This is a genomic window from Hellea balneolensis DSM 19091, assembly GCF_000428525.1.
Lineage (GTDB): Bacteria > Pseudomonadota > Alphaproteobacteria > Caulobacterales > Maricaulaceae > Hellea > Hellea balneolensis.
In genome coordinates this window covers 114,580-139,322 of record NZ_AUAC01000003.1, presented here as the reverse complement: position 1 = coordinate 139,322, position 24,743 = coordinate 114,580, and the positions used below count along the sequence as shown (strand labels likewise).

General features: G+C 50.5%; 21 protein-coding genes. 10 read left to right on the top strand and 11 right to left on the bottom strand.

Annotated features, from left to right (window positions below; all coding sequences use genetic code 11):
- Positions 1–6 precede the first annotated feature (6 nt).
- The 4 genes from ppdK to F569_RS0106610 form a co-directional block, all read right to left on the bottom strand.
- A complete protein-coding gene (gene ppdK / locus F569_RS0106625; protein WP_026941559.1) occupies positions 7–2,661 on the bottom strand; it encodes a pyruvate, phosphate dikinase in 2,655 nt (884 codons plus the stop codon).
- A gap of 55 nt (positions 2,662–2,716) precedes the next feature.
- Complete coding sequence (gene glyS / locus F569_RS0106620; RefSeq protein WP_026941558.1) at positions 2,717–4,909, bottom strand: glycine--tRNA ligase subunit beta; 2,193 nt, start codon at positions 4,907–4,909, stop codon at positions 2,717–2,719.
- Between the two features lie 2 nt (positions 4,910–4,911).
- The gene (locus tag F569_RS0106615; RefSeq protein ID WP_026941557.1) at positions 4,912–5,832 is read right to left on the bottom strand and encodes a glycine--tRNA ligase subunit alpha; all 921 of its coding nucleotides are present in this window, start codon (positions 5,830–5,832) and stop codon (positions 4,912–4,914) included.
- A gap of 141 nt (positions 5,833–5,973) precedes the next feature.
- Positions 5,974–6,198: a putative signal transducing protein gene (locus F569_RS0106610; protein WP_034387963.1), complete on the bottom strand. Its 225-nt coding sequence runs from the start codon at positions 6,196–6,198 to the stop codon at positions 5,974–5,976.
- Positions 6,199–6,279: 81 nt separating this feature from the next.
- On the opposite strand from F569_RS0106610, the gene F569_RS0106605 reads away from it, so the two are divergent.
- Positions 6,280–7,332, top strand: coding sequence for a polyprenyl synthetase family protein (locus F569_RS0106605; RefSeq protein WP_084168873.1), 1,053 nt, complete (start codon positions 6,280–6,282; stop codon positions 7,330–7,332).
- Positions 7,333–7,429: 97 nt separating this feature from the next.
- Here the strand turns inward: F569_RS0106605 and F569_RS0106600 are convergent, their stop codons facing one another.
- The 4 genes from F569_RS0106600 to F569_RS0106585 are packed head-to-tail and all read right to left on the bottom strand — an operon-like array spanning position 7,430 to position 12,757.
- On the bottom strand, positions 7,430–8,461 hold the full coding sequence (locus F569_RS0106600; protein WP_026941554.1) for an MraY family glycosyltransferase: 1,032 nt from the start codon (positions 8,459–8,461) through the stop codon (positions 7,430–7,432).
- Positions 8,461–9,297, bottom strand: coding sequence for a 4-(cytidine 5'-diphospho)-2-C-methyl-D-erythritol kinase (locus F569_RS0106595; protein ID WP_026941553.1), 837 nt, complete (start codon positions 9,295–9,297; stop codon positions 8,461–8,463). Before F569_RS0106595 ends, F569_RS0106600 begins: the two co-directional genes overlap by 1 nt.
- Before the next feature lies 1 nt (position 9,298).
- Entirely contained in the window at positions 9,299–11,014 is a 1,716-nt protein-coding gene (locus F569_RS0106590) for a tetratricopeptide repeat protein (protein ID WP_026941552.1), read from the bottom strand.
- Between the two features lie 39 nt (positions 11,015–11,053).
- On the bottom strand, positions 11,054–12,757 hold the full coding sequence (locus tag F569_RS0106585; protein WP_026941551.1) for an electron transfer flavoprotein-ubiquinone oxidoreductase: 1,704 nt from the start codon (positions 12,755–12,757) through the stop codon (positions 11,054–11,056).
- A 117-nt stretch (positions 12,758–12,874) separates the two neighbouring features.
- On the opposite strand from F569_RS0106585, the gene rimK reads away from it, so the two are divergent.
- The 8 genes from rimK to F569_RS0106545 all read left to right on the top strand — a co-directional run bounded on the left by rimK (position 12,875) and on the right by F569_RS0106545 (position 22,548).
- Complete coding sequence (rimK, locus tag F569_RS0106580; RefSeq protein WP_026941550.1) at positions 12,875–14,263, top strand: 30S ribosomal protein S6--L-glutamate ligase; 1,389 nt, start codon at positions 12,875–12,877, stop codon at positions 14,261–14,263.
- A gap of 3 nt (positions 14,264–14,266) precedes the next feature.
- On the top strand, positions 14,267–15,160 hold the full coding sequence (locus F569_RS0106575; protein ID WP_026941549.1) for an ATP-grasp domain-containing protein: 894 nt from the start codon (positions 14,267–14,269) through the stop codon (positions 15,158–15,160).
- Positions 15,153–15,914, top strand: coding sequence for a uracil-DNA glycosylase (locus F569_RS0106570; protein ID WP_026941548.1), 762 nt, complete (start codon positions 15,153–15,155; stop codon positions 15,912–15,914). Before F569_RS0106575 ends, F569_RS0106570 begins: the two co-directional genes overlap by 8 nt.
- Before the next feature lie 504 nt (positions 15,915–16,418).
- Positions 16,419–17,642, top strand: coding sequence for a lipase family protein (locus F569_RS16890; protein ID WP_051279491.1), 1,224 nt, complete (start codon positions 16,419–16,421; stop codon positions 17,640–17,642).
- 87 nt (positions 17,643–17,729) lie between these two features.
- Positions 17,730–18,026 (top strand): hypothetical protein, encoded by a 297-nt coding sequence (locus tag F569_RS0106560; RefSeq protein ID WP_026941547.1) that lies wholly within the window; start codon positions 17,730–17,732, stop codon positions 18,024–18,026.
- 602 nt (positions 18,027–18,628) lie between these two features.
- The gene (locus tag F569_RS0106555) at positions 18,629–19,777 is read left to right on the top strand and encodes a hypothetical protein (RefSeq protein WP_026941546.1); all 1,149 of its coding nucleotides are present in this window, start codon (positions 18,629–18,631) and stop codon (positions 19,775–19,777) included.
- A gap of 101 nt (positions 19,778–19,878) precedes the next feature.
- Complete coding sequence (locus tag F569_RS0106550) at positions 19,879–21,603, top strand: SulP family inorganic anion transporter (RefSeq protein ID WP_026941545.1); 1,725 nt, start codon at positions 19,879–19,881, stop codon at positions 21,601–21,603.
- Between the two features lie 63 nt (positions 21,604–21,666).
- Positions 21,667–22,548 (top strand): dienelactone hydrolase family protein, encoded by an 882-nt coding sequence (locus tag F569_RS0106545; RefSeq protein WP_026941544.1) that lies wholly within the window; start codon positions 21,667–21,669, stop codon positions 22,546–22,548.
- Here the strand turns inward: F569_RS0106545 and F569_RS19525 are convergent.
- The 3 genes from F569_RS19525 to mnmA all read right to left on the bottom strand — a co-directional run bounded on the left by F569_RS19525 (position 22,545) and on the right by mnmA (position 24,178).
- Positions 22,545–22,709, bottom strand: coding sequence for a hypothetical protein (locus F569_RS19525; protein ID WP_154813666.1), 165 nt, complete (start codon positions 22,707–22,709; stop codon positions 22,545–22,547). The two genes, F569_RS0106545 and F569_RS19525, sit on opposite strands and share 4 nt — an antisense overlap.
- Positions 22,710–22,771: 62 nt before the next feature.
- The gene (locus F569_RS0106535) at positions 22,772–22,975 is read right to left on the bottom strand and encodes a dodecin family protein (protein WP_026941543.1); all 204 of its coding nucleotides are present in this window, start codon (positions 22,973–22,975) and stop codon (positions 22,772–22,774) included.
- 48 nt (positions 22,976–23,023) lie between these two features.
- Positions 23,024–24,178 (bottom strand): tRNA 2-thiouridine(34) synthase MnmA, encoded by a 1,155-nt coding sequence (mnmA, locus tag F569_RS0106530; protein WP_026941542.1) that lies wholly within the window; start codon positions 24,176–24,178, stop codon positions 23,024–23,026.
- 287 nt (positions 24,179–24,465) lie between these two features.
- Here mnmA and sciP point away from each other — a divergent pair, with 287 nt between their 5' ends.
- A complete protein-coding gene (gene sciP / locus F569_RS0106525; protein ID WP_026941541.1) occupies positions 24,466–24,738 on the top strand; it encodes a CtrA inhibitor SciP in 273 nt (90 codons plus the stop codon).
- Positions 24,739–24,743: the final 5 nt, after the last annotated feature.

The following is a 24,743-nucleotide window of genomic DNA, read 5'->3' as shown; positions in this document are numbered from 1 at the left end:
AGCGTTCTACGCCATCTTGGTCGCAATCGCTGCTTGGGCGGCGGATAAGCGCGCGATTGGGACGCGGTAGGGTGAGCAAGAGACATAATCTAGCCCTGCATTATGGCAAAAGGTGATAGAGGCCGGATCGCCGCCATGTTCGCCGCATATTCCAAGCTTAATATCAGGGCGCGTGGCACGGCCCCTCTCAGCCGCGATTTTGATGAGGTCACCCACGCCGTCTTGGTCAAGCGTCACAAAGGGGTCTTTTTCCATAATGCCTGCGGCAACATAGTCTGGCAAGAAGCGCCCGGCATCATCACGCGAGAGGCCAAAGGTTGTCTGCGTCAAATCATTGGTGCCGAAACTAAAGAATTTGGCGTGCTCGGCAATGTCCCCTGCCCGCAGCGCAGCGCGGGGGAGTTCAATCATCGTTCCGATGGTGTAATGCACTCCGCCAACCTCATCGGCCACACGGATAATCGCTTCACGCAGGATTTCGAGTTCCTTGGCGGATGACACGAGCGGTATCATTATTTCCGCTGTGGGCTTACGGCCTGTTTCTTTCTCGACCATGATTTCGGCCTCAAAAATCGCGCGGGCCTGCATTTCGTAAATTTCGGGATAGGAGATTCCCAAACGGCAACCACGGTGACCCAACATAGGGTTAGATTCAGCAAGTTCTCTTGCACGTGCCATGAGTTCTTTTGCTGGCAAATTTAAAGTCTCAGCGACCGATTGAATGTCAGCTTCCGTATGCGGCAGAAACTCATGCAGCGGCGGATCCAGCAGGCGTATCGTGCAGGGACGGTCTTTCATGATGCGGAAAATTGCAGCGAAATCTTCGCGCTGTACGGGGAGGATTTTCGCGAGCGCATCTTCGCGGCCCTTTTTATCCGTCGCCAAAATCATTTCGCGGAAATGGGCTAGACGATCCGCCTCGAAAAACATATGTTCCGTGCGGCAAAGGCCAATACCTTCTGCGCCAAAATCTTTAGCGGTTTGCACGTCGAGCGGTGTTTCCGCATTGGTACGAATACCCAGCGTGCGGGCCTCATCCGCCCAGTCCATGACCTTGGCAAAATCACCGGAGAGTTCCGGCTGCACCATATCCACCGCGCCCATGAAGACCTGTCCGCTTGCGCCGTCCACCGTGACGATCTCGCCTTTTTTGATAATGCGGCCCGCGACGGAAAACTCCTGCGCGTCCATATCAATACGGATATTCCCTGCGCCAGAGACACAAGGTTTCCCCATGCCGCGCGCAACTACGGCGGCGTGAGAGGTCATGCCGCCCCGCGCCGTGACAATGGCTTCGGCGGCGTGCATGCCGTGAATATCTTCAGGGCTTGTTTCCGTGCGCACGAGAATGACTTTGTGCCCCGCTTTTCTCAACTCCTCAGCTTCGTCAGAACTGAACACTACCTCGCCAATCGCCGCGCCCGGAGAGGCCGGCAATCCCATCGCAATCACGTCCCGCGGGGCATCGGGGTTCAGCGTTGGGTGGAGAAGTTGGTCGAGCGATAAAGGCTCAATCCGCATCAAGGCTTCGTCATGGGTAATCTGTCCCGCCTCGGCCATATCCACCGCAATTTTCAGCGCCGCCCGCGCCGTGCGTTTCCCCGTCCGCGTTTGCAGCATCCACAGCTTACCCTGCTCAACGGTAAATTCGATGTCCTGCATGTCGCGGTAATGGTCTTCGAGTTTAACGAAGGTCGCCGCGAGCTGCCCGTAAACATCGGGCATAGCCTCTTCCATGGACGGCGCCTCTTCGCCCATCTCTTCGCGGGCTTTTTTTGTCAGTGTTTGCGGCGTGCGGATACCCGCCACCACATCTTCGCCCTGCGCGTTTATCAGGAACTCTCCGTAATAGGTGTTCTCGCCCGTGGACGGGTCGCGGGTAAAGGCCACGCCCGTCGCGGAGGTTTCGCCCATATTGCCAAAGACCATAGCTTGGACATTGACGGCGGTGCCCCAGGCGGCGGGGATGTCATTAAGGCGGCGATAGACGATGGCCCGCTCATTCATCCAACTACCAAAGACGGCATCAATCGCGCCTTGCAATTGCTCGCGCGGGTCTTGCGGGAAGTCGCGTCCGAGCTCACGTTTCACGGCGTCTTTGAAACGGCCAATCACGGCTTCCCAATCGCCTGCCGTCATTTCCGTATCCAGCACATAGCCTTCATCATCTTTATGACGCTCTAAGATGTCTTCAAATGTATGGTGATGCACGCCCAATACCACGTCAGAATACATGGTGATGAAACGGCGATAGCTATCGAGCGCAAAACGGCGGTCACCGGAGAGCGCGGCCAGACCTTCGACGGTGGTATCGTTCAGACCCAAATTAAGGACGGTGTCCATCATGCCCGGCATAGAGGCCCGCGCGCCGGAGCGCACAGAGACTAGCAGCGGGTTTGCCGCATCGCCAAATTTTTTCCCGGTCAGTTTTTCAATATGGGCAAGGCCCGCCTCAGTCTGCGGGTCCAGATCGTCTGGGTATTTTTCGCCATTATCGTAATAAGACGTGCAGACTTCGGCAGTCATGGTAAAACCGGGCGGCACAGGCAATCCGAGCGAGGCCATTTCAGCAAGGTTCGCACCTTTTCCGCCGAGCAGGTTTTTCATGGAGGTGTCGCCCTCTGCAGAGCCGCCACCGAAATTATAAACCCATTTTGTCATAGGACCATTCCATATAATCTGCCCCTATTTTTCGGGAGCCTGTAACATAGAGATATTAACCGTTTATGCGGTCAAAATCGGCGATTTGACGCGCGGTATCACGTATTAGCCCTAAAAGTCTAAGGTTGTTTTCACGTTCAATCTTATCCTCGGCAACAACCATCACATTGTCGAAAAAGGCATCAATGGGGCCGCGCAATTCCGACAACGCTGTCATGGCAGTAGAATAAGACTCTTCGGCCAGAGCGGTCTCAATGGCGGGTTTCGCTTTCGAAAGCGATTGTTGTAAAGCGAGCGCCTCTGTCTGCGACAATGTGTCGATATCTCCAGATGGCAAGTCACCCTTCTTCGCTTCAGCCTTCAAGATATTCGCCGCGCGTTTATATCCCGCTAGCAGGTTCTCACCCTCGGATGTGCCGAGGAAGGATTGCAGGGCGGTGACGCGATTGACGATAGCGACGAGGTCGTCTTCGCCACTACCAAGAACAGATTCTATGATGTCATGACGAACACCCTTGTCGCGAAGATAAACTTTGAGACGGTCGAGGATGAAGGTGAGGAGACTATCGACATATTCAGGGACAATGGCTGATTTGAAAAAACCTTCCTTCTCGTTCTCTGGCCCACCATACCCACCGCCACTCATTATCAAACCGAGCTCGATTAAGAAATCTATCTGCCCTCCAAAACCATAACCACCACCATCAGCGAGTGATCCAGAAGATATTTTCATAGGGTACATAAAATGACCGCCTAAAATTTCATGTAAATCAATCGGCTTCTCATTCTCCAAAATAATCCGCACCACACCGAGCGCCGCGCGTCTTAGGGCAAAGGGGTCTTTTGAGCCTGTGGGCTTTTCATCAATCGCCCAGAACCCAACCAGCGTGTCGAGCTTATCGGCGAGCGCCACAGCCACGGTGACAGGGTTCGTCGGCACGGCATCGCTTGGCCCTTGGGGTTTGTAATGCTGTTCTATGGCGGTTGCGATATCGGCGTCGCCACTTTCACGGCGATACATTTGCGCGCCAATCTGTCCTTGGAGGGATGTGAATTCAACCACCGTCTGCGTCACCAAATCACACTTCGCGAGCTTGGCGGCTTGTTCTGCAGCATCCGCATCCGCGCCCACTTTCGGCGCAAGTTCCCGCGCAAGCGCAGCCACGCGTTCAGCCTTATCACGGATAGAGCCAAGCTTCTTATGGAACACCACCGTGTCCAGCTTATCATAATACTCAATCAGCTTTTTCTTGGCATCTTCGCTCTGGAAGAATTGCGCATCGGCGAGGCGGGCGGAGAGAACCTTGCTGTTCCCCTTGGCAATTTCAACGCCGCCATCAGGCGCGTCTTGGTTTGCCACCACCACAAAATTCGGTGCAAGCTCTCCCGTTTTGGGGTCTCTTACCGCGAAGTATTTTTGGTGGGTGCGCATAGAGAGGCGAATGACTTCCCCCGGCAATTCGAGGAAACTCGGATCCATATCGCCGAGTATAACCACAGGCCATTCCGCCAGTCCCGCCACTTCATTAAGCAGGCCTTCATCTTCGACCAATTCCAATCCCTTGGCGGAGCAAGCTTGACGGGCTTGTTCGATAATCAATTCCTTACGCGTTTCAGCCGAGAGGATGACTTTCCCCTTGCCTTCGAGTGTCTTTTTGTAATCGTCAAAATGCTCAATGCTGAAAGGCCCCTTGCCGTGACGGCGGTGACCTTCGGTGGTGTTGCCTGACGTAATTCCGCCGACCTCAAATTCGATTGTCTTACCACCCAGCAAGCAAATCATGCTTTGCAGCGGACGCACCCAACGGAAATTAGACCGGCCCGATTTCATCGATTTCGGCCACGGGAAATTATTCATGATATCGGGGATAAGCCCCGCAATAATCGCCGCGCTATCCTCGCCGGATTTCTCAATCACGGCGACATAATACTCACCCTTTTTCGGGTCAGTGCGGATTTGCGCTTCGGAAATATCAGACAGCCCCGCCCCGCGCATAAAACCTGCAAGCGCCTGCTCAGGAGACCCCACACGCGGGCCCTTACGCTCTTCGGAAATGTCAGGCGAGCGGAGCGGAATATCCGCCGTAAAGACCAAACGCCGCGGCCCCGTGTAGCAATGCTCATTCTCCACGGTCAGGCCAGCTTTCTTAAGGCCATCGGTTAGCGCTTTGCTTAAATCCGCCCCTGCCCGAACCTGCATACGCGCCGGAATTTCTTCGCAGAAAATTTCAAAAAGGAATTCAGCCATGATTAGCTCCACGCCTTTTCTTTTATGGTCTTTTCATTCGCCACATGCGCCTCTGCACAGCCTTTCGCCAAATCACGCACACGTTTAATATATTCTTGCCGTTGCGTCGGAGAGACCACGCCGCGCGCGTCGAGCAGGTTAAATAAATGCGAGGCCTTCAATGCATGTTCATAGGCGGGCAATGGCAAAGGCTTCTCAAGACCCAAGAGATGCATACATTCCGCCTCGGCGAATTTGAATTTCTCGAGGATTTTATCTGTATCGGCATGCTCAAAGTTATAAGTCGATTGCTGCACTTCGTTTTGATGGAACACATCGCCGTAAAGCACTTCGGGCGTCCCGTTGGCTTCATTGGCTTCGGTAAAGACGAGGTCATAGACATTATCGACATTTTGCACATACATGGCGAGACGCTCGAGCCCATAAGTGAGCTCACCCGAGACCATATCCAAATCCATACCGCCAACTTGCTGGAAATAAGTATATTGGCTGACCTCCATACCGTCGCACCAGACTTCCCAGCCCAGACCCCAAGCTCCTACAGTTGGGTTTTCCCAGTCATCTTCGACAAAGCGAATATCGTGCAAATCCATATCAATGCCAATCGCCTCAAGGGAGCCGAGATAAAGCTCCTGATAATTAGGCGGGTTGGGCTTCATAATGACTTGGAATTGATAATAATGCTGAAGGCGGTTCGGGTTCTCACCATAGCGGCCATCGGCCGGACGGCGCGAGGGCTGCACATAGGCGACATTCCACGGCTTTGGCCCAAGCGAGCGTAATACCGTCGCGGGGTGGAGCGTCCCGGCCCCGACCTCTGTATCAAAGGGCTGCAAAATCACGCAGCCTTGCGCCGCCCAGTAATTTTGTAGGGTGAGGATGAGGCCCTGAAATGAGAGCGGTTTTGGAGATGTTTGTGCCATGAAAGCTGTGCCTGCTAATTTGGCCGCAAATTACGCATTACGGGGGCTAATTCAAGGGATTGTTGTATGTAAAAAATGACGTCATCTCGTCCTAGCGTTTGTCTTCGCAAAGGCAGGGTCGGAATAACTTGGAAGTAAGCCTTAAGGTTGGTAAATGTCTTCACCCAAACCTGCGGCGTGAAGCGCCTCTCTGGCGTCCTCCGCATCTTCATCCACCACCATTAAGCGCCGCGGGATAATCCCAATAGAGCCTTCAATGATACTGACATTCTGATCCATTATGAAAAAGGGAATGTCGGCCTCTTTTAACACAGCCTGCGCGAAATTTAGCGTCGCGGGGTTCACGGTTTTCAAAACTGCAATCATGATATACTCATATGGCGCCCTGCGACAGCAAAAGCCCTTGTGAGTGGGGCTTAGCCGCACTAGGTTGGAGGGGCAACAGAAATGGTGACCGTTGAAGGGGCCATAGAAAATGGTGAATGCGTGAATGCTCCGGCGCAAATCTTAAAAGACACTCATGCCAGTCCGGCTGAACGGCTCTGGGCCTTAGCGGCTGAGGATATGGCGGCGGTCGATGCGCTCATATTAGATCGAATGCAAAGCCCTGTCGGTCTTATTCCGAACCTCGCGCAACATCTGGTCGGCGCAGGCGGCAAACGGCTCCGTCCGCTTCTGACTGTCGCCACATCCCTCATGTGCGGTTATCAAGGCGATGCCCATCACAAGCTCGCGGCTGCCGTCGAATTTATTCACTCTGCCACCCTCCTCCATGATGACGTTGTGGATGAGAGTGAGTTGCGCCGCGGCAAGAAACCCGCCAATCTCATCTGGGGGAATAGCGCCTCTATCTTGGTCGGCGATTTCCTCTTTGCCCGCGCTTTTAACCTGATGGTTGAAACGGGGTCTATGGAAGCGCTCGGCATTCTCTCCAACGCCTCCTCCGTCATTGCCGAAGGCGAAGTGCAGCAACTCGCCGCGCTTCGCGACGTAAAGATGGACGAGACAGCCTATATGCAGGTGATTTCCGCCAAGACGGCGGCCCTCTTTGCGGCGGCGACCGAAGTCTCGCCAGTGATAGCCAATCGCCCCGCCGCTGAGCGAAGCGCTTTACGCGATTACGGCCTAAAACTTGGCCTTGCCTTTCAGCTTGTTGATGACGCGCTAGATTATGGCGGGTTTGAGAGCGCGCTAGGTAAATCTGTCGGTGATGACTTCCGCGAAGGTAAAATGACACTGCCGGTTATTCGCGCCGTGGAAGCCGCCGATGAAAAAGACGCCGCCTTCTGGCACCGCGTGATTGTAGAGCGCGAGCAAACTGAGGTCGATTTTGAAACGGCAATATCGCTGCTGCGTAAAACAGGCGCGCTCGATAGCACTATGGATTTAGCGCGGCAATATGCAAGAGAGGCACGTGAGGCCTTAAGCGTATTTGACGCAAGCCCGTGGCGCGAAACGCTAGAAGACCTAGCGGATTACGTAGTTGAACGGATTAATTAAGAACAAATGCGCGCAAGTAAATAAACTATATCGGTGACAATTTGGGTCGTAAAATCGCCCACCCGCTAGCGGTGGAGGGTAACCGCCCGACACGCATTTAATCTTTAATCCTCCGTTCCACGCCCACCTTGACGGCCCCCGCCACCAACGCCAACAATAACAACAACCAAAACGACCCTATCATGCCGCTAAACACCGCAAAAACCGCAATATTGGCGCATAGCAGCCCTGCGCCTGTATAAATATAAGACACTTTAGCGTGGCTCCACCCTTTGCGAATAAGTCTTTGATAAAGATGCGTACTATGCGCCGCGAGCAAGTTTTCGCGGCGTTTTAATCGGCTTAGCATCGTCATAAAAATATCCGCGAGGAAGGGCAGCAATAAGATCGGCCCGACATAAAGCATCGGCACATTTGGCGTTTCATTGACGAGCATGAGGGAGGCTACAGCAAAGAGAAATCCAGCCAAAAGCGAGCCAACGTCACCGCAGAAAATCTCCGCATTACGCCTGAAATTATACGGTAAAAAACCCAGCAAACCGACCATCAAAGCTCCTGCCAATACCGCTGCTGTCATGGCCCCAACAGTCATCGCAAGCATTGCCAAAGCGGCGCTCGCTATTAGCATGAAACTGCTCATGAATCCATTGGCCCCATCCATAAAATTCACGCCGTTGACGCAAACAAATATCCAGAGCACCGCCCCTATAAGGCCGAGACTATATGGCAAGGCGATCTCATATGCGCCCATTGGCAGGGCTTTGGGCGGGCCTATGATGCGCACCGCCAGAACGGCCACGCCAAGGATAACTGCAAATTTTACAAGAGTACGCCCCTCAACAACATCGTCAAATAATCCCAAGGCGCTGATGATAAAAGACAATATCAATAAATAGGAAAATTCTGTTCCAAGGCCTAATTGCGGATAAAAGAGCCCTGCGCCAAGACCTATCATACCGAGTCCCGCAACCAATCCTAAACCGCCCGATGTCGGCGTGGCCGATTTGTGATTGGATCGAGTGTTGGGAATATCTCCTACGCCTGCGGCAATCATAAAGCCGCTTATGGCGAGCGACACTGCGAACCCCATTGCGCCTAAATGCAGTAATGGCCATAAGCTTGCTAGCATCACTTATCGCCTAATATGACAGCTTCGCACCACCAATCGGGCGCTTGCGCCTTTATAGCCGCTTTGGCTCTGCGTGCAGCGGTGCGGTTTTCATAAACTCCGAAACAGGTCGCGCCCGAACCTGACATACGGGCGAGTTGACATCCAATTTGAGAGGCAATCATCCGCAGAACATCTCCGATAATAGGCGCCTGCGCTATCGCTATCGGCTCTAGATCATTGCGGCCATCAAGCGCACGGACGAGCAAGTCACCTTTTTGTTTCATTGGGCGGGGCGTTTCGCGAATATCAGGCGCGGCGTCAAAGGCTTTGAATATTTTGCCCGTCGAGACGGCAACACCCGGATTAACAAGCACAGCATGGAGCTGCCCCATATTTGGCATCAGTGTCACATCCTTGCCTATGCCCGTCATATGCGCTGTTTCAGACCGCAGACAAACAGGTACATCCGCGCCAAGCGAGACAGCGGTGTGTAAATCATCAACGCCGCACATCCGTAGCACTGCCGCCGCATTTGCACTCCCCCCGCCAATCCCCGCTGAGACAGGCAAGTTTTTTGTGAGTTTAATTTGGTGTGGCTTGGCACTAGCTGCCCTTAAAGCCCGTAAAATCAAATTATCATTTTCGCCTGTCAGGCTCGCACCAAATGGTCCTTCAATAGACAGCGCCGTGACCTCTGCCGGAGACATAACAATTTCATCCGCAATATCTGCAAAGACGACAAGGCTGTCCAACGGGTGATAACCGTAAAATGGGTCAGACACATCTTTGATAATGCGCCCGACATGAAGGGTGAGGTTTATCTTGGCTTTAGCAGGTTCTTTTAGAAACCGCATATTATGGCGCGGCCTCTAGCGATCTTTGAACAGCTTCAAATTGCCCTTTAAGCTTAAGCTTAATGTTAGCGCGTTCTTTATCAGTTGGGTCAAATTCAAGGGCCCGTTCCCATTGATAGCCCGCCTCGCGGAAACGGCCAAGCTTCCAATAAACATCGCCCAGATGATCAATGATAGTGGCAGAGCTTGGCGATAATTCCACAGCATCTTCGAGCTTTTCTTTGGCCTCTTTATATTGACCGAGTTTATAATGCGCCCAGCCCAAACTATCGACAATAGCGCCGCTATTGGGCTCAATCTCAATTGCCTTGCGGATCATGTCAAAAGCTTCAGTCAGATTTTCTCCGCGATCAACCCATGTATACCCCAGATAATTTAGGGCATCCGCATTATCAGGCTCAATGGCAAGCACGCGTTTGAAATCAGCTTCAGCTTTATCCCATTGCTTTGTGCGCTCATAAGAAATGCCGCGAAAATAAAGAGGCTGTGTATTGGCCTTTATATCCTCATCGGACATGCTGTTGACCAAGTCTATATAGATGGGTAGCGCCTCTTCGTAATTTTCACGGATAAGGCGCGCACGGCCCAAAGCTTCGCGGGTGATAAATGAAGTGTGTTTGGCATTCACGTCCTCAAGTACGGCCAAAGCTTTATCGTCTTCTTCTCTGGAAAAATAAACATTGGCTTCCGCTAACTTGGCTGAGACAACATAATGAGAGCTATCAGGAATGCCTTTATAAAGCTGCATAGCTTCGTCTGAACGCTCTGTATTATCTAGCAAATCGCCGAGCCATAAAACGGCTTTGTCATGACGCGGATCCAAATCAACCGCCAAACGCAAAAAGACTTCGCCGGCATCACGGGCTCGATTAGCGACAAAAAAGCCGTAAGCAGGCTCTGTCAAAGCGCGGGCGGCTTCTTGGCTCGGGGATAACAGACCATCAATCGCCTCACCGGCTTTCAAAGCAGCAATATATTTGGCAATTGGCCCGGTTTCAAACACATCATTTTGTTTTGAAAAGGCCTCAAGTTCTTTCAGGGCCAAATCATTTTCACCAATGGAATGCAAAAATCTGGCTTTGGCCAAACGCGTTTCTATGGCTGATTGACCATTTTCTTCGGCGGTCCTGAAGGCTTTCTTCGCGTCTTCGGGATCGCCTAAGAGCGCTTCGGCCTTTGCGATTTGCAGGTCAGCTATATTTTGAAAATAAGCCCCGCCGCCAACAGCGCGAAACGTCTCGCGAGCTTTTTCTAAATTATTATCAGCGGCATAGCTCCAGCCTTGCATCAGGCCCATCGCGATGCCCATGGTCAAGTCAGCTGTTGCTGGATTAAAAAAGGCCCGGGCTTGATCTTGACGCCCTTGTTTAAAGGCCTTTTGGCCCAAGAGCATGAGCGCCATAGGCTCTCTATTATCTTTCTGGTTTATCCCAATGGCCAGGGTGCGGGCTAAATCCATATCTCCGGCTGTAACGGCTGATGACATGGCGCGGCGACCCAAACTGATATCAGTTTCAGCCCTCGCAAAGGCACGTGAATAGTAATCGGACCGCGCGGTCGAATCCTCAAGGTAATGCGCATAGCTTCCGGCCAAATATTCACCAAAGAGTTTACCTTCCGGCGAAGGTTCATCTCCGGCATAACCCGCAATTCCGGCGGTTTGACAGGCCGTGAGAATAACAGCGGCACATGCCGCCGCAAATAAACGCAATTTCATCACACTCTTTCTGTCCGAAGACGTGGCTTTTCAGCTCTATTACATATTCGGATAGTTAGGGCCACCGCCGCCTTCAGGCACAGTCCATACAATGTTTTTACTCGGATCTTTAATATCGCAAGTTTTGCAGTGGACGCAATTTTGCGCGTTAATCTGAAAGCGCGGGTTTGAACCATCATCATCGCGCAAAACTTCATAAACACCCGCTGGGCAATAACGTTGAGCCGGTTCGTCATATTTCGGCAGGTTGATCTGTATTGGCACAGACGTGTCGATCAGCTTCAAATGGCTTGGCTGCTCTTCGCCGTGATTAGTCGCAGAGAAAGACACATTCGTCAGGCGGTCAAAAGACAAAATGCCGTCCGGTTTGGGATAATCAATTGGTTTAAATTTAGACTCCTCGCCAGTGGACTGAGCATCATCTTTCTTATGGCCCAGAGTCGCAGTACGTTTTTTAGAGAAAATCTTGCCTATATTCATGACTGCGCCGACAATATTCAGCTTTGCAAGTGTGGCCGCCCACATATCGGTGCCGCCAAGCGCCATTCCGCCCAATAACGGGCCAAAGCGGGCATTGAGAGGAGCCACATTGCGTACAGGATAGAGATCCTGACCTACAGGGCCTTCGCGCAGAGCTGTGTCATAGGCAGTCAATTCATCAGAGCTGCGCGCCCCCTTCAGCGCGGCATGGGCAGCTTCGGCGGCATCAATACCAGAATGCATGGCGTTATGATTACCTTTAATGCGCGGCAGATTTACAAGCCCTGCTGAACAGCCGAGCAAAGCCCCGCCCGGAAAACAGGCTTTGGGGATAGATTGGTAACCGCCCTTTGTCACGACCCGCGCGCCATAAGCCACGCGCTTTCCTCCCTCGAGGACTTTGGCAATATCAGGGTGATGCTTCCAGCGCTGCATTTCCGCGTAAGGATAAAGATGCGGGTTTTTATAATTCAAATCGACAATATAGCCGAGAAAGACTTGGTTATTTTCAGCGTGATACAAAAATGATCCTCCGCCTGCTTTCCAGCCAAGAGGCCAGCCCGCCGTATGAACCACAGCGCCTTCATCATGATTTTCAGGCTTTACATCCCAAATCTCTTTCATACCGAGGCCGAATTTTTGGGGCTCTGAATTTTCATCCAGATTAAATTTCGCAATTGCCATTTTCGAGAGCGACCCGCGTGCGCCTTCTGACAAAAAGACATATTTACCGTGAAGCTCCATGCCGGGCTCATAGCCCTCGCCTTTGGAGCCATCTTTAGAAATGCCAAATTCGCCCGCGACGACACCTTTAACGGAGCCATCCTCATTATAGACAAGTTCTGAACAGGACATGCCGGGGAAGACTTCAACGCCAAGGGCTTCTGCCTGTTCCGCTAACCAGCGGCATGTATTCGCCATTGAAACAATGTAATTCCCGTGATTATGCATAAGCGGGGGCATAAGGAATGTTGGCACAGGCAGTGATCCGCTCGGTCCCAATAATAAGAGCTTATCAGAGGTCACTTCGGTTTTGATCGGCGCGCCTTTTTCTTTCCAATCAGGCATAAGGCGCGAGAGGCCGGACGGGTCAAGCACAGCACCAGAGAGAATATGCGCCCCGACTTCGGAGCCTTTCTCAAGCACCACAACATTACACTCTGCGTCCAGCTGTTTTAAGCGGATCGCCGCCGACAGACCCGCAGGCCCAGCCCCCACGATGACCACGTCATATTCCATGCTTTCGCGTTCTGGGGCAGTTATACCGTTTTCACTCATCAGTAGGACTCGCATTCATATTTAAATTTCCCTAGGGAATAGACAGTTTCACGCGGCGAAACAAGCATTCGCTTTGCCGCATATGGGAAAGTTATACTGTCTATGAGCGATAATCTGTCATTAGGCTGGGAAGAATGGGTCGGACTACCCGGCCTCGCCCTTCCCGCCATCAAAGCAAAAGTGGATACAGGGGCGCGCACATCCGCACTTCATGCCGTCGCGGTGGAACCTTTCGGCACCGAGAAAAACCCACAAGTCCGTTTTATCATGCATCCCGATCCTGCCGATCCGTCCATTGAAGTCATTTGCTCAGCCAAAGTGATTGACCGCCGCAATGTCACCAGTTCCAACGGCACGGCGGAGCTTCGCTATGTTATCGCCTCAGACATTCATGTCGGCGGGCGATCTTGGCCGATTGAAATATCGCTGACCAATCGCGAGACCATGGGCTACCGCATGTTGCTCGGCCGATCCGCCTTAACAGAAGGCGTCTCGGTTGTGCCCGGCGAGTCATTTCAACAGCCGCTTTTGGATTACGCGGCCTATAAAAAGCGCCGTACAAAAAAGACAACAACCAAACGGCCCTTACGTATCGGCATTCTAACTCAGGCGCCGAATAATTATTCCAATCGCCGCATGATCGAAGCGGCAGAGGCACGCGGACATGTTGTGGACTGTATCCATACCTCACGCTGCTATATGTCGATTAACGCGCATAAACCCGAAGTCCATTATGACGGCAAAGCTCTGCCGCGTTATGATGCTGTTATTCCGCGTGTCGGCTCTTCCATGACCTTTTACGGCATGGCCGTCGTGCGCCAGTTTGAAGCCATGGGCGTTTATTGCCTCAACAAAGCGGGCCCAATCGGACAATCGCGCGATAAGCTGCTTGCCCATCAAGTCTTGGCGGCACATCGTCTTGGTATGCCAACTACGGCTTTTGCTAAATCCTCTCATGACACCAAAGGTATTCTGGATCTGGTCGGCGGCGCGCCCGTTGTGGTTAAACTGCTTGAGTCAACCCAAGGCAAAGGCGTTGTCTTGGCTGATACACGCAAAGCCGCTTCAGCGTTGGTCGATGCTTTTCGCGGTCTGAATGCTCATTTCTTGGTGCAAGAATTTGTCAAAGAAGCCGGCGGATCTGATCTGCGCTGTTTTGTGGTCGGCGGCAAAGTCGTCGGCGCGATGATGCGCACCGCCCAAGCCGGAGAATTTCGCTCTAATGTCCATCAAGGCGGCACCGTTAAAAAAGTGCGCCTGACAAAAGAAGAACGCCGCACAGCGATAAAAGCCGCGCGTATTTTAAAATTAAATGTGGCGGGCGTGGATATTCTGCGCAGTGATACCGGTCCAAAGATATTGGAAGTCAATTCCTCCCCCGGTCTTCAAGGCATTGAAGACGCGACTGATAAAGACATTGCTGGCGCTATCATCGAGTATATTGAAACTAGCGTGCCCAATATCCTGCGCGCCTCAGCTGCGAGGGCTTAGGCGATTACAGCCTCGCTAAATATCGCCATTTTGACGGCTGACCCGTCTAATTATTCTAATCAACGCATGATGGAGGCCGGGCGTAAAGCGGGACACAATGTCTATCCACTTCTCTCATTGGAACAAATCCTGAATGTGAATGGCGAGGCCTTTACCAGCGGCCTGTCGCCTGAACCTGATGCTGTTATTCCGCGCATCGGCGTGGGCCTGACAGATTACGGACACAGCCTTATCATGTCACTCGAAGAGGCCGATATACCGGTCACCACATCCTCTTATGGCCTTATTCATTCACGCAATAAATTCCTGGCGGGGCAAGTTCTTAAAAGCGCCGAGATAAATGTACCAAAAACCGTGACCTTAGCTGATGCCCGCAATATTGATACAGCCATAAAATCTATTGGCGGTTATCCCTTTATTTTAAAGCGCTTGAAAGGCACGCAAGGCAATGCGGTTTACCTCATCAATGATGTTGATAAGGCCCATAAGAAAATTGGAAAATATATCCGCAAACAAAAAGCCTTCCTGATTCAGGAATTCATCAAAGAAGCCAGAGGCACGGATTTGCGCTGTTTTGTTGTGGGGGGCAAAGTCGTCGGCGCGATGCAGCGCGTCGCGGCCCAGGGCGAATTTCGCGCGAATATTCATCAAGGCGGTCAAGGTATGCCTGCGGCCCTCTCCAAAGACGAGAGCAGTATGGCCATTGACGCCGCCGAAGTTCTCGGCCTGTCTATTGCAGGCGTGGATATATTGCGAAGCGATAGCGGTCCGCTTTTGCTCGAAGTCAATTCCTCGCCCGGATTGCAAGGCATAGAAAAAGCGACGGGAAAAGATATCGCAGGAGAGATTATTCGCTATATAGAGACAATGGTGAACGAGGCGAACATAAATGGATAAAGCGCTAAAATCAGTGCTGGAATGGTGGGACGCCGCGGGGGTGGATGTGCCAGAAGTGAGACTCTCTACGCCTCGGCGCAAAGCTACGCCGCCGGCTTCGCAGCCGCAATCCGCCCAAAAAAAAGCCGCGCCTCCAACCAACTCGCCAAGCTCAAAACCCATCATGGATGCCGCGCCCATTGCCGCCAAAGCAAAAACTTTGGCCGAGCTCAAAGCGTCTATGGATAAATTTGATGCCGGAGCGCTTTCTGACGCCGCGCGTCAATGTGTCTTTGCGCGGGGTAATCCCGAGGCTGATTTGATGGTCATCGGCGAAGCGCCGGGCCGCGATGAAGACATCACCGGAAAGCCTTTTGTCGGGCGTTCGGGACAGCTGCTTGATAAAATGCTCGCCAGTATCGGCCTAACAGAGGATGACTTTTACATCACCAATGTGGTCAATTGGCGGCCGCCCAAAAACCGCAATCCCACCGCTGATGAAATCGACATGTGCCGTCCCTTTTTGGATCGCCACATTGAGCTCGCCGCGCCCAAAGTTCTGCTAATAGTGGGCGGAGTTTCGCTCTCCGCCATGACGGGCCTCACAGGTATCATGAAGCAACGCGGCCAATGGCAAAGCGTGACGGCGGCTGGAGTAGAGATACCCGCCCTGCCCATATATCATCCAGCATTTTTATTACGCCAGCCCGTGCTGAAAAAGGACGCTTGGCGAGATTTATTGGCGCTTAGGGAGCAGTTAAACCCGACTAAGTGACCACCGCTTGGCAAGAGTGAATAGGGAGCGTATTTATCTTTGTTCAAATTTGACCTGTGGCCGTTCTTTATGTCCGAAAGGCACTTTAGTGTCAGGGATCTGACCTGTTCGATCAAATAACTCAATTTCGTAATCCGTGAGTTCACGCATAAATACTCTCCACAATAGTATAAATGCCATAATGGATGCTAGCGATTACAATCCCGTTTGTAGAGGTGCTTAACAGCGAATTAAAATCAAAATATCTTGAGAGGATTTGAACTCTAAAAAGTGGCGACTCTGCTTCGGGATGAGAGTATGGCGGAGGTTAGCTTAGGGTCTAGAAACGCCCAGAATAAGGCACTCACACACAAGTTCGCCATCTTAGAATGTTATGTTCCTTCTCCGAATTTGGAATGATGGATCATGGTGGACTTATTGGGTGTAATGTGGAACTTGTTTAGTGCCAGATTTTGAACAGAAAAAAATACTGGGCAAAATATAACGGCAAAGGGGAATTTTTAAATGCAAATTTTTTCAAATAGACGAATAGCTCTGCTGACAACTTTATTTTCAACGACTTTGATGTTCACGGCCTGCAGTTCAAGTGAACCAGCCCCGACAAGAGGTGATGTGGTTCTGTCGGAATTTTATGTACCGCCGACAGAATTGCCGGACGTGCCCGGCGTGTTATTGCGACAGGAAGCTCTTTCTGATGATCAAGCTCTGTTGAGCGCGGCTCATAATATCCGCCTGCTTTACACGTCAACAGAAGGCCTAGATGGGCGGGACATTAATGCGGTTTCCGCAGCCCTTTACCTGCCCGAAGGCGAAGTGCCTGAAGGCGGTTGGCCGCTTTTGGTCTGGTCTCATGGCACTGTCGGCATTGGTGATGTTTGTGCGCCATCTTTTGCAGGACGGAGTGAACGAGATCGCACCTATCTTAATCCTTGGCTACAGGCCGGATTCGCCATTGCGGCCTCGGATTATCAGGGACTCGGAACACCGGGAACGCACCCTTATATGGACTCACGCACCATGGCTCATAATAATCTGGATTTAATTCGAGCTCTTCAATCCAGTGGTTTTCCATTAAGCAAAAAAACTGTCATGGCTGGTCAATCCCAAGGCGCCTCAGGCGCCATTGCCTCAGCTGGCATGGCGGCAGATTATGCGCCTGAGGTGAATTTTGACGGCATCATGGTCACAGGTATTCCTTATTTTTCTCGCAAAGTTGTAATGGCTCTACGTAAGAACTCCGATCCAGACGCGGTGGATGCTAGTCTTGTGCTTTCGCTTTATATGCTCGCTCTGACCGAACAGATCGACCCGGGTTTCAAACTCGATGATGTGATCCGCAGCGAGGCCTGGCCTGTTGTTTCCAAAATTGGCGAAGCTTGCGTCTTTGATTTCATCGCCCAAACCACAGAAGCCGGATTGTCGTCCAATAGGACATTTTCCGGCTCGACTACATTTAAGCTTATGGCGGCAATGAAGCGCATGCAGTTTCCAAAACTCGCTTTGAAGATTCCAGTTTTCACAGGCACTGGCACCAATGACAAAATTACGCCCCTAGCCATGCAGCAGGCGTTTTTAAATGACGCCTGTGAGGCGGGCTCCAAATTGATGATCAATACCTATGACGGCGCCAATCATAATCAGGGACTTTTGCAATCCACCGAAGGTGCCATGGCCTTTGCAAAAACGGTCATGGCCAGCGAAGCTGTTGAAAACAGTTGTCCTGATTAAGCGGATAACGAAGTGAACCGAATCACAACTTTCCAGTTTATATGGGTGGCACTGGGTATTCTGTATAATCTTGTCAGTCTCTAGTTCATGAAATCCGGTGGAACAGCACTCGCGCCGACGGATCCGATTTTGGGACTGGCATTTATGGTGATTGCGGCTGTGATTATTTTTGCAGGGTTTATAGGTTATCGCCGTATTTATGCCATAGCAATTTTGCCCGTCATCGCTTTGTTAGCCTATTCGGGCATATATACTCATGTTTCAGCATTAATATCTAATTCCGCTCTACCCGGTTATTTTTCGGCGTTGAGTTGGGGTCTGGCGATCGGGATCAACCTGATTGGTTTACTTGCTTTGGTTAAAGGAGCCCGCTTAACAAAATAGAGTCTTAATCAATAGCCTTTCCATTCTTCGAAACTGAGCGTCCTAAGGCGTATGAGGGTTCAACTGGTCGCCACGACACGTTCGCTCACGTTCCTTTTGAGATATTAACCACATCAATTCTTGGTCATTTAGTCTATTTTTCCAACTCTGCTGCACTTTCAAAAAACTTAATCCTCTCCTTCATCACCCTATGTTATCCTGCATGGGTTCCTCCTATTTGGACAGGCAATCGCGTAGGTTTGTTGGTAGGGGGACGGTGAGGTTGAGCGCCACGACTTACGCGCGCGGAAAGCTGGCCTCTGTTGGCTTCACTTGAGAAGCCGCAGATAAAATCACCGCCGCAGGGTTAGTGCCTTGTGTTTATTATCTTAAGAAGGTGCCTCAAGGCATCGACCCTGCGGGCCGTCCATTTAATTGGAAAGTGCTGAGATGTTTGGTTTCCTTTTCAAAAAAACCGAGTCTTTTGGCAGGGTAGATGTGTCATGAGAAATGAGGTCTATAACGCGGATTTTATCTGAGACTTAAATTAACCATAAATTTTCACCTCAAGTAAACCCACAATCTATAGTTGGTAAAAACTCAGATTTCTGTACGGGGATAAAATGGAATCGCTAATTATATTTTTAAAACCAATGTTAATTATTGTTTTCGTTGGTATCACCTACATCGTTCTTAGTTGGGTGCGTCTTGGTTATAATAAATTGAAAACACCTGGTTATGGCAAAAATCTGTCAGATGAAGAATATTCCAGAATAGAAACAGTTGCCCAAAAGATATGGCATGATGTTCTAAAAACTGAATACCCGCATTATTATAAAATCATAGGGCATAACACGTTCGTGTGCATTGCGAGTGCAGGAATTTCAGTTGGAGCCTATTGGGTTTTATTCCAATTTCTCCGTCACAAAGTATTAGAACGCATTCCAGAAAATGCGGACTATGTTTTTGCGAGAACAGATTTTCTTTTTGCAGGGGTCTTGGCAATTCCAGCAGGCTTGATGATAGCAACAGTAATTTGCATGGTGGTTGCAAAGCGAAATCCATTATTCAGAAGATTCCTTGTTTATGAACAGGGATGGGGACAGCTTATTCCCGGGCAAAGAGACCCCGAAGATTTTTGTGAAGACATACTACACCTATATTACAGGAAAGAAATTGATTTAGATATTCAGGACTCTGAAGTAGAGGCTACATTATCGAAAATCTTCAAAAGGCCTAATGGGAAAATTAGAGCTTTAACTGCTTTTTTTATAGCCTTATTTGCCGTCTTTTTCACTTTCGATCTTTATTGGTATGAATGGCAATCTGGCAACAAGTTTGTAAAAAACAAATATTTTACGACGTCTGAAATATCTTTCAATTTTGAAGATATTGAGAGGATCGACCGTATTTGTCGCATTACTAAAAACAAAAAAATAAAAGCTCATCTAGAGTATTTGGTGATTGGCCCGGACGGCGCGAAATTTGATCTTGGTCACGAACCTTGGGATAGAGTTAGACCTCTGGCTGACTATGCATTTTTTCATCCAAAATTATATGCTAACGCCTTGGAAATAAAGAAAGCACCTGTTCTAAATAAGCAGAAGGAAAATGTTGAAACATGCATTAAATTTCTTGCACATGAATATGACGAGTTCACAGCGAATATGTTAAATCAGATTTATGAAATTGATATCCCTGGCGCAACGATATCTGGGAAAAGTGTTCATACAGAAGAGAAACTTAAATTAAGAGGACCTATACTGTATTGATCATCACTTAGTCGCCAACGCCCCTCTACAAACAGGCCTTGCGCCTCTCTCGCCTTCCCTATAGACCGCGCGGCTTACAGACCCCATCCGAAAGCTACCCCGTGATCCGTTCTACACTTTCCGCCTTTGCCGATAGAATCTCCATTCCGGCGCGCCGCCGCGATGGACCTATGACGTTTAATTTCAATCGGTCAAAGGTTGAAATATTGGCGGGACTAACCGTGGCCCTCGCCCTTGTGCCCGAAGCGATCGCCTTTGCCTTTGTAGCAGGGGTCGAGCCGCTAGTCGGGCTTTATGCAGCTTTTATTGTAGGGTTGATTACGGCGCTGATTGGCGGACGCCCAGGCATGATTTCCGGCGCCACAGGCGCACTTGCGGTCGTGATGGTCGCACTGGTCGCGGATCACGGCGTGGAATATCTTTTCGCCACAGTTATCTTGATGGGCATTATGCAAATCCTCGCCGGTGTTTTTAAGCTTGGGAAGTTTATTCGCCTTGTGCCTCATCCCGTTATGTTGGGCTTTGTAAATGGCCTCGCTATCGTGATTGGCATGGCACAATTAAGCCAATTTCAATCCGCGCCGCCCGTGCGCATTCCGGGCGAACATTATGGGCCCTTTCATATATTAGAAGGCACATGGCTGACGGGCACGCCGCTCATACTTATGCTCGGCCTTGTGGCGCTGACGATGCTTTTAATCTGGGCCGCCCCCAAAATCACCAAAGCTGTGCCCGCTCCGCTTTTGGGGATCGGCGTGGTCACGGCGCTTGTTTTGGCGTTCAAGCTTGATGTTCAAACGGTAGGTGATTTGGCTTCAATTAAAGGCGGCCTTCCCGGGTTTCATATTCCATTTGGTGAGGGTGAAGGCATTTACGGAACGCCGCTCGCCCCTTTTAATATAGACACATTTAAGATCATCTTTCCCTATGCGCTGATCTTGGCCGCAATTGGATTGATCGAAAGCTTGCTCACCCTTAATCTTGTTGGCGAGATCAAAGAAGAACGCGGGGGCGCATCTCAAGAATGTGTCGCCCAAGGCGTGGCCAACACGGTCACAGGGTTTTTTGGCGGCATGGGCGGCTGTGCAATGATCGGCCAATCCATGATCAATATTAAATCTGGGGCGCGCACGCGATTATCCGGAATTGCGGCGGCGCTTTTCTTGCTCGCCTTTATCCTGCTCGAAGGACAAATCGGGCCATTCTTTAATAATTTCGGCATTACATGGTTTGACAAAGGCATCATTGAGCGCATCCCTCTGGCGGCGCTTGTCGGCGTTATGTTTATGGTCGTGATAGGCACATTTGCCTGGCAGTCTTTTTCTATTATGCGCCGCGTGCCACTGATAGACGCGCTTGTCATTGTGATTGTGACGGTTGTGACCGTCTATCATGACTTGGCCGTTGCCGTGATCGTCGGCGTTATAATCAGCGCTCTGGCCTATGCGTGGAATGCAGCCCGCCGTATTGATGCAAATACAGAGGTCGAGGGTGATACCAAGGTTTATAAAATCGAAGGGCCTTTATTTTTTGGCTCGATTGAAGGCTTTAATGAGCTTTTCACGATCAAAGAAGACCCCGATACTGTTATCGTTGATTTTAACAATAGCCGCGTCGTGGACCAATCCGCTCTACAAGCAATTGAAGCTTTGGCGGCAAAATATACACAGGCCGGCAAATCCATTCGTCTGCGTCATCTGACACGTGATTGTCATACGCTGCTGAACCGCGCTGGACAGCTTATGATCGATTCAGATGATGATCCCGAATATCAAATCGCCACCGATTACAGCGTAAAAACAGGGCGCCTCGGCAGCGGACATTAGAGGCTACGGCATTGAACATCGCCGCATCCTCGCATAGCGTATGACTTAGGAGGAGAAGATTATATGTGCGATGATATTACGGAACTCGAGAATCAAGGCTTTTATAAAAAGCAACTCTCGCGGCGGGACTTTAACCTCATGGCGGGCGGTGCGGCGATTTCTATCGCCTTTGCGGGCTGCGCTCCCGGTGAGGCTAAAGCGGGCATAACTGAATCTGACGTTGAGATAAAAACCCCTGACGGCATGGCTGATGCTTATTTTGCTCACCCCTCCAAAGGTGCACATGCAGCTGTTCTGATTTGGCCCGATATTGTCGGCCTTCGCCCTGCCTTTAAAATGATGGCTAAACGTCTGGCGGGTGACGGCTATGCGGCGCTTGTCGTCAATCCTTATTATCGCCAAGTTAAAGGTGCACTGGTTGAACCCGGACAAACATTCCGGGATCCGGCTGTGCGCGAGAAAATCATACCCTATCGCCGCGCCATGACTGAAACCCATAACCGCATTGATGCAAATGCCTATGTGGACTGGCTAGACGCACAGGACGCGGTAGATACGGCGCGCGGCATTGGCACGACAGGATATTGTATGGGCGGGCCTATAACCATGTTCACAGCCCATGAGCGGGCAGACCGCATTAGCGCGGGTGCCTCATTCCATGGCGGCGGCTTAGCTACAGAAAAAGACAATAGCCCGCATCTGCTTATCCCCGAAATAAAGGCTGATTACCTTATCGCAATTGCAGAAAATGACGATGAGCGTGATCCCATGAGCAAAACGACGCTCAAAGACGCGTTCGTATCAGCGGGACTTATGGCTGAAATAGAAGTTTATGAGGGTACACAGCACGGATGGTGTCCGCCGGATTCTGCGGTTTATGATGAAGCTATGGCCAATAAAGCTTGGGCGCGAAAACTTGCGTTATTTGAAAAGGCTTTGGCTTAATCCTCTTTTTGACGCGCTTCTTTTTTCAAGCGAGCCAAATCTTGTTTGCGTTTGCGGCGCTCGTCTTCAAATTTACGCTTCTGTTTGGAGGAATAAACCCAGAGCGCAAAAAAGACGGCGGCCAATCCGACGACTATTAATATAGCGGTTTGATCTTGCATTCAGGCCTCTCATAAATACCGCCGGGAAATCCCGGCAGGACTGTTTATTAAAAGTCTTACGTTTAATCGCCGACTTTGAATGTAATTTTTACATTCACGCGGAATTTGTCGATTTTTCCATCTTTAATGGTCGTCTTCATATTCTTTATATTAGCAGATTGAATATCTTTGACAGTCTTAGCGGTACGGTCCACAGCGTTTTGGATAGCATCTTCAAAAGATTTAGAGCTTTCGCTCATCACTTCGATTGATTTCATAATAGCCATATTGGCCTCCTTATTTATTATAGGCTTTCACCCTAAGACAGCTTTAACCTATTCCGTGCGCACTATCCACCCACCGCCCAATGTTCTGGCCGCTTTTTCATCCGGCGCGTAAAACACACAGGCTTGTCCCGGTGATATTCCTTGATCCGGCGTTTCAAGTTCAATGATGACGTCATCATCCTGCATACGAAATATAGCCGGCACGGGCGGGCGGGTTGAACGGACTTTTACTTTCAGGGGCTGTCCCTCAAGCTCAGGGCCAAATTCGCCTTTGCCGATCCAGTTAATATCGGTGAGCCATATTTTATCACGCTGCAGCGCCTCACGCGGCCCCACAATGACATGATTAGTTTCGGAGTCTATACGCACGACAAAGAGAGGGTCAGCCCCTGAGCCATCAGGTAGGCCCAATCCGCGGCGTTGTCCGATTGTGTAATACATAATTCCGCGGTGTTGACCCAGAATTGTCCCATCTAAATGCACGATATCGCCAGGAACTGCTGCATTCGGACGTATCTTCTCTATCACATCCGTATATTTTCCGGTTGGTACAAAACAGATATCCTGACTATCAGGTTTACTCGCCACATTTAGGCCGAGCTCAACCGCTAATGCGCGTGTTTCAGACTTCTCCATCCCTCCGAGGGGGAAGCGCAGAAAATCTAGCTGCTCGCGCGTCGTCGCAAACAAGAAATAGCTCTGGTCTTTGCCATAATCATGAGCGCGGTGAAGCTCTGCTCCGTCGGGGCCCATAACTCGCTTAATGTAATGCCCCGTGGCCATGCAATCTGCGCCGAGATCTTTGGCAACAGTCAACAGGTCTTTGAATTTGACAGTCTGATTACAGCGTACGCAAGGAATAGGTGTGGAGCCTTTCAGGTAAGTGTCCGCGAAGTCCTCAATGACCTGCTCACGAAAGTTGCTTTCATAATCCAAAACGTAATGCGGGAAATTCATCATCTCAGCGACGCGTTTAGCATCATAAATATCTTGCCCTGCGCAACAGGCTTTGGCTTTCTGTATAGCGGCGCCGTGATCATAAAGCTGCAGGGTTACGCCAATCACATCATAGCCCTCACGTGCAAGCATTGCCGCGCAAACAGAGCTATCCACGCCGCCGCTCATAGCAACAACCACACGTGTCTGCGCTTCAGGCTTCGTAAACCCGAGGGAATTGACAATTTCGGCGCGGCTTTCGTTCATTTTAAGCCTTTTCATAAGAGTTTAGCAAAAAAGTTTCTTAATTTCGAAGCTCATATAGGAAGCCTTCCGTCCCAAGTCGATACACCTCTTGCGCAGATAAGAGATAAAAGACTCAATAGAATCAATTCTCTAGGCTTTTTGTAAACCTTAATTAACGCTAACTCAGACTCTGTTAACCTTCGTAAACGACTGTTTTTGTTACGTTTTTTAGCATCACCTTAAACTCTTTTTAACGCCCTCTTACTATATACATTCCACTGATAAAAATAACGAAGAGGCGGCGCTAAATGTCAGACCGAAAAATAAAAAGAGAGAATGTGGTGATTGGTCCCGAGGGGACTCCTTTAACACTGGCAGATTTGCCCAAGCCGGATACTGTCCGCTGGGTTATTCGCCGTAAGGCCGAAGTCGTAGCAGCTGTTCGCGGCGGACTATTAACACTTGAAGGCGCGTGTAACCGTTATGGTTTGTCTTCTGAAGAGTTTCTGGCCTGGCAACGCTCCATTGAGAGCCACGGCATTTCCGGCTTACGAACAACGCGTATTCAGCAATACCGGTAAGCCTA

What these genes read in the sequence shown, in the direction of transcription:
- ppdK (WP_026941559.1), bottom strand. Translation starts at nt 2,661, where the DNA reads ATGACAAAATGGGTTTATAATTTCGGTGGCGGCTCTGCAGAGGGCGAC.
- mnmA (WP_026941542.1), bottom strand. Translation starts at nt 24,178, where the DNA reads ATGAACGAAAGCCGCGCCGAAATTGTCAATTCCCTCGGGTTTACGAAG.
- F569_RS0106605 (WP_084168873.1), top strand. Translation starts at nt 6,280, where the DNA reads ATGGTGACCGTTGAAGGGGCCATAGAAAATGGTGAATGCGTGAATGCT.
- F569_RS19525 (WP_154813666.1), bottom strand. Translation starts at nt 22,709, where the DNA reads ATGCAAGATCAAACCGCTATATTAATAGTCGTCGGATTGGCCGCCGTC.
- F569_RS0106590 (WP_026941552.1), bottom strand. Translation starts at nt 11,014, where the DNA reads ATGAAATTGCGTTTATTTGCGGCGGCATGTGCCGCTGTTATTCTCACG.
- F569_RS0106600 (WP_026941554.1), bottom strand. Translation starts at nt 8,461, where the DNA reads ATGCTAGCAAGCTTATGGCCATTACTGCATTTAGGCGCAATGGGGTTC.
- F569_RS0106610 (WP_034387963.1), bottom strand. Translation starts at nt 6,198, where the DNA reads ATGATTGCAGTTTTGAAAACCGTGAACCCCGCGACGCTAAATTTCGCG.
- F569_RS0106595 (WP_026941553.1), bottom strand. Translation starts at nt 9,297, where the DNA reads ATGCGGTTTCTAAAAGAACCTGCTAAAGCCAAGATAAACCTCACCCTT.
- F569_RS0106570 (WP_026941548.1), top strand. Translation starts at nt 15,153, where the DNA reads ATGGATAAAGCGCTAAAATCAGTGCTGGAATGGTGGGACGCCGCGGGG.
- rimK (WP_026941550.1), top strand. Translation starts at nt 12,875, where the DNA reads ATGAGCGATAATCTGTCATTAGGCTGGGAAGAATGGGTCGGACTACCC.
- F569_RS0106555 (WP_026941546.1), top strand. Translation starts at nt 18,629, where the DNA reads ATGGAATCGCTAATTATATTTTTAAAACCAATGTTAATTATTGTTTTC.
- F569_RS0106615 (WP_026941557.1), bottom strand. Translation starts at nt 5,832, where the DNA reads ATGGCACAAACATCTCCAAAACCGCTCTCATTTCAGGGCCTCATCCTC.
- F569_RS0106545 (WP_026941544.1), top strand. Translation starts at nt 21,667, where the DNA reads ATGTGCGATGATATTACGGAACTCGAGAATCAAGGCTTTTATAAAAAG.
- F569_RS16890 (WP_051279491.1), top strand. Translation starts at nt 16,419, where the DNA reads ATGCAAATTTTTTCAAATAGACGAATAGCTCTGCTGACAACTTTATTT.
- sciP (WP_026941541.1), top strand. Translation starts at nt 24,466, where the DNA reads ATGTCAGACCGAAAAATAAAAAGAGAGAATGTGGTGATTGGTCCCGAG.
- F569_RS0106535 (WP_026941543.1), bottom strand. Translation starts at nt 22,975, where the DNA reads ATGGCTATTATGAAATCAATCGAAGTGATGAGCGAAAGCTCTAAATCT.
- F569_RS0106560 (WP_026941547.1), top strand. Translation starts at nt 17,730, where the DNA reads ATGAAATCCGGTGGAACAGCACTCGCGCCGACGGATCCGATTTTGGGA.
- glyS (WP_026941558.1), bottom strand. Translation starts at nt 4,909, where the DNA reads ATGGCTGAATTCCTTTTTGAAATTTTCTGCGAAGAAATTCCGGCGCGT.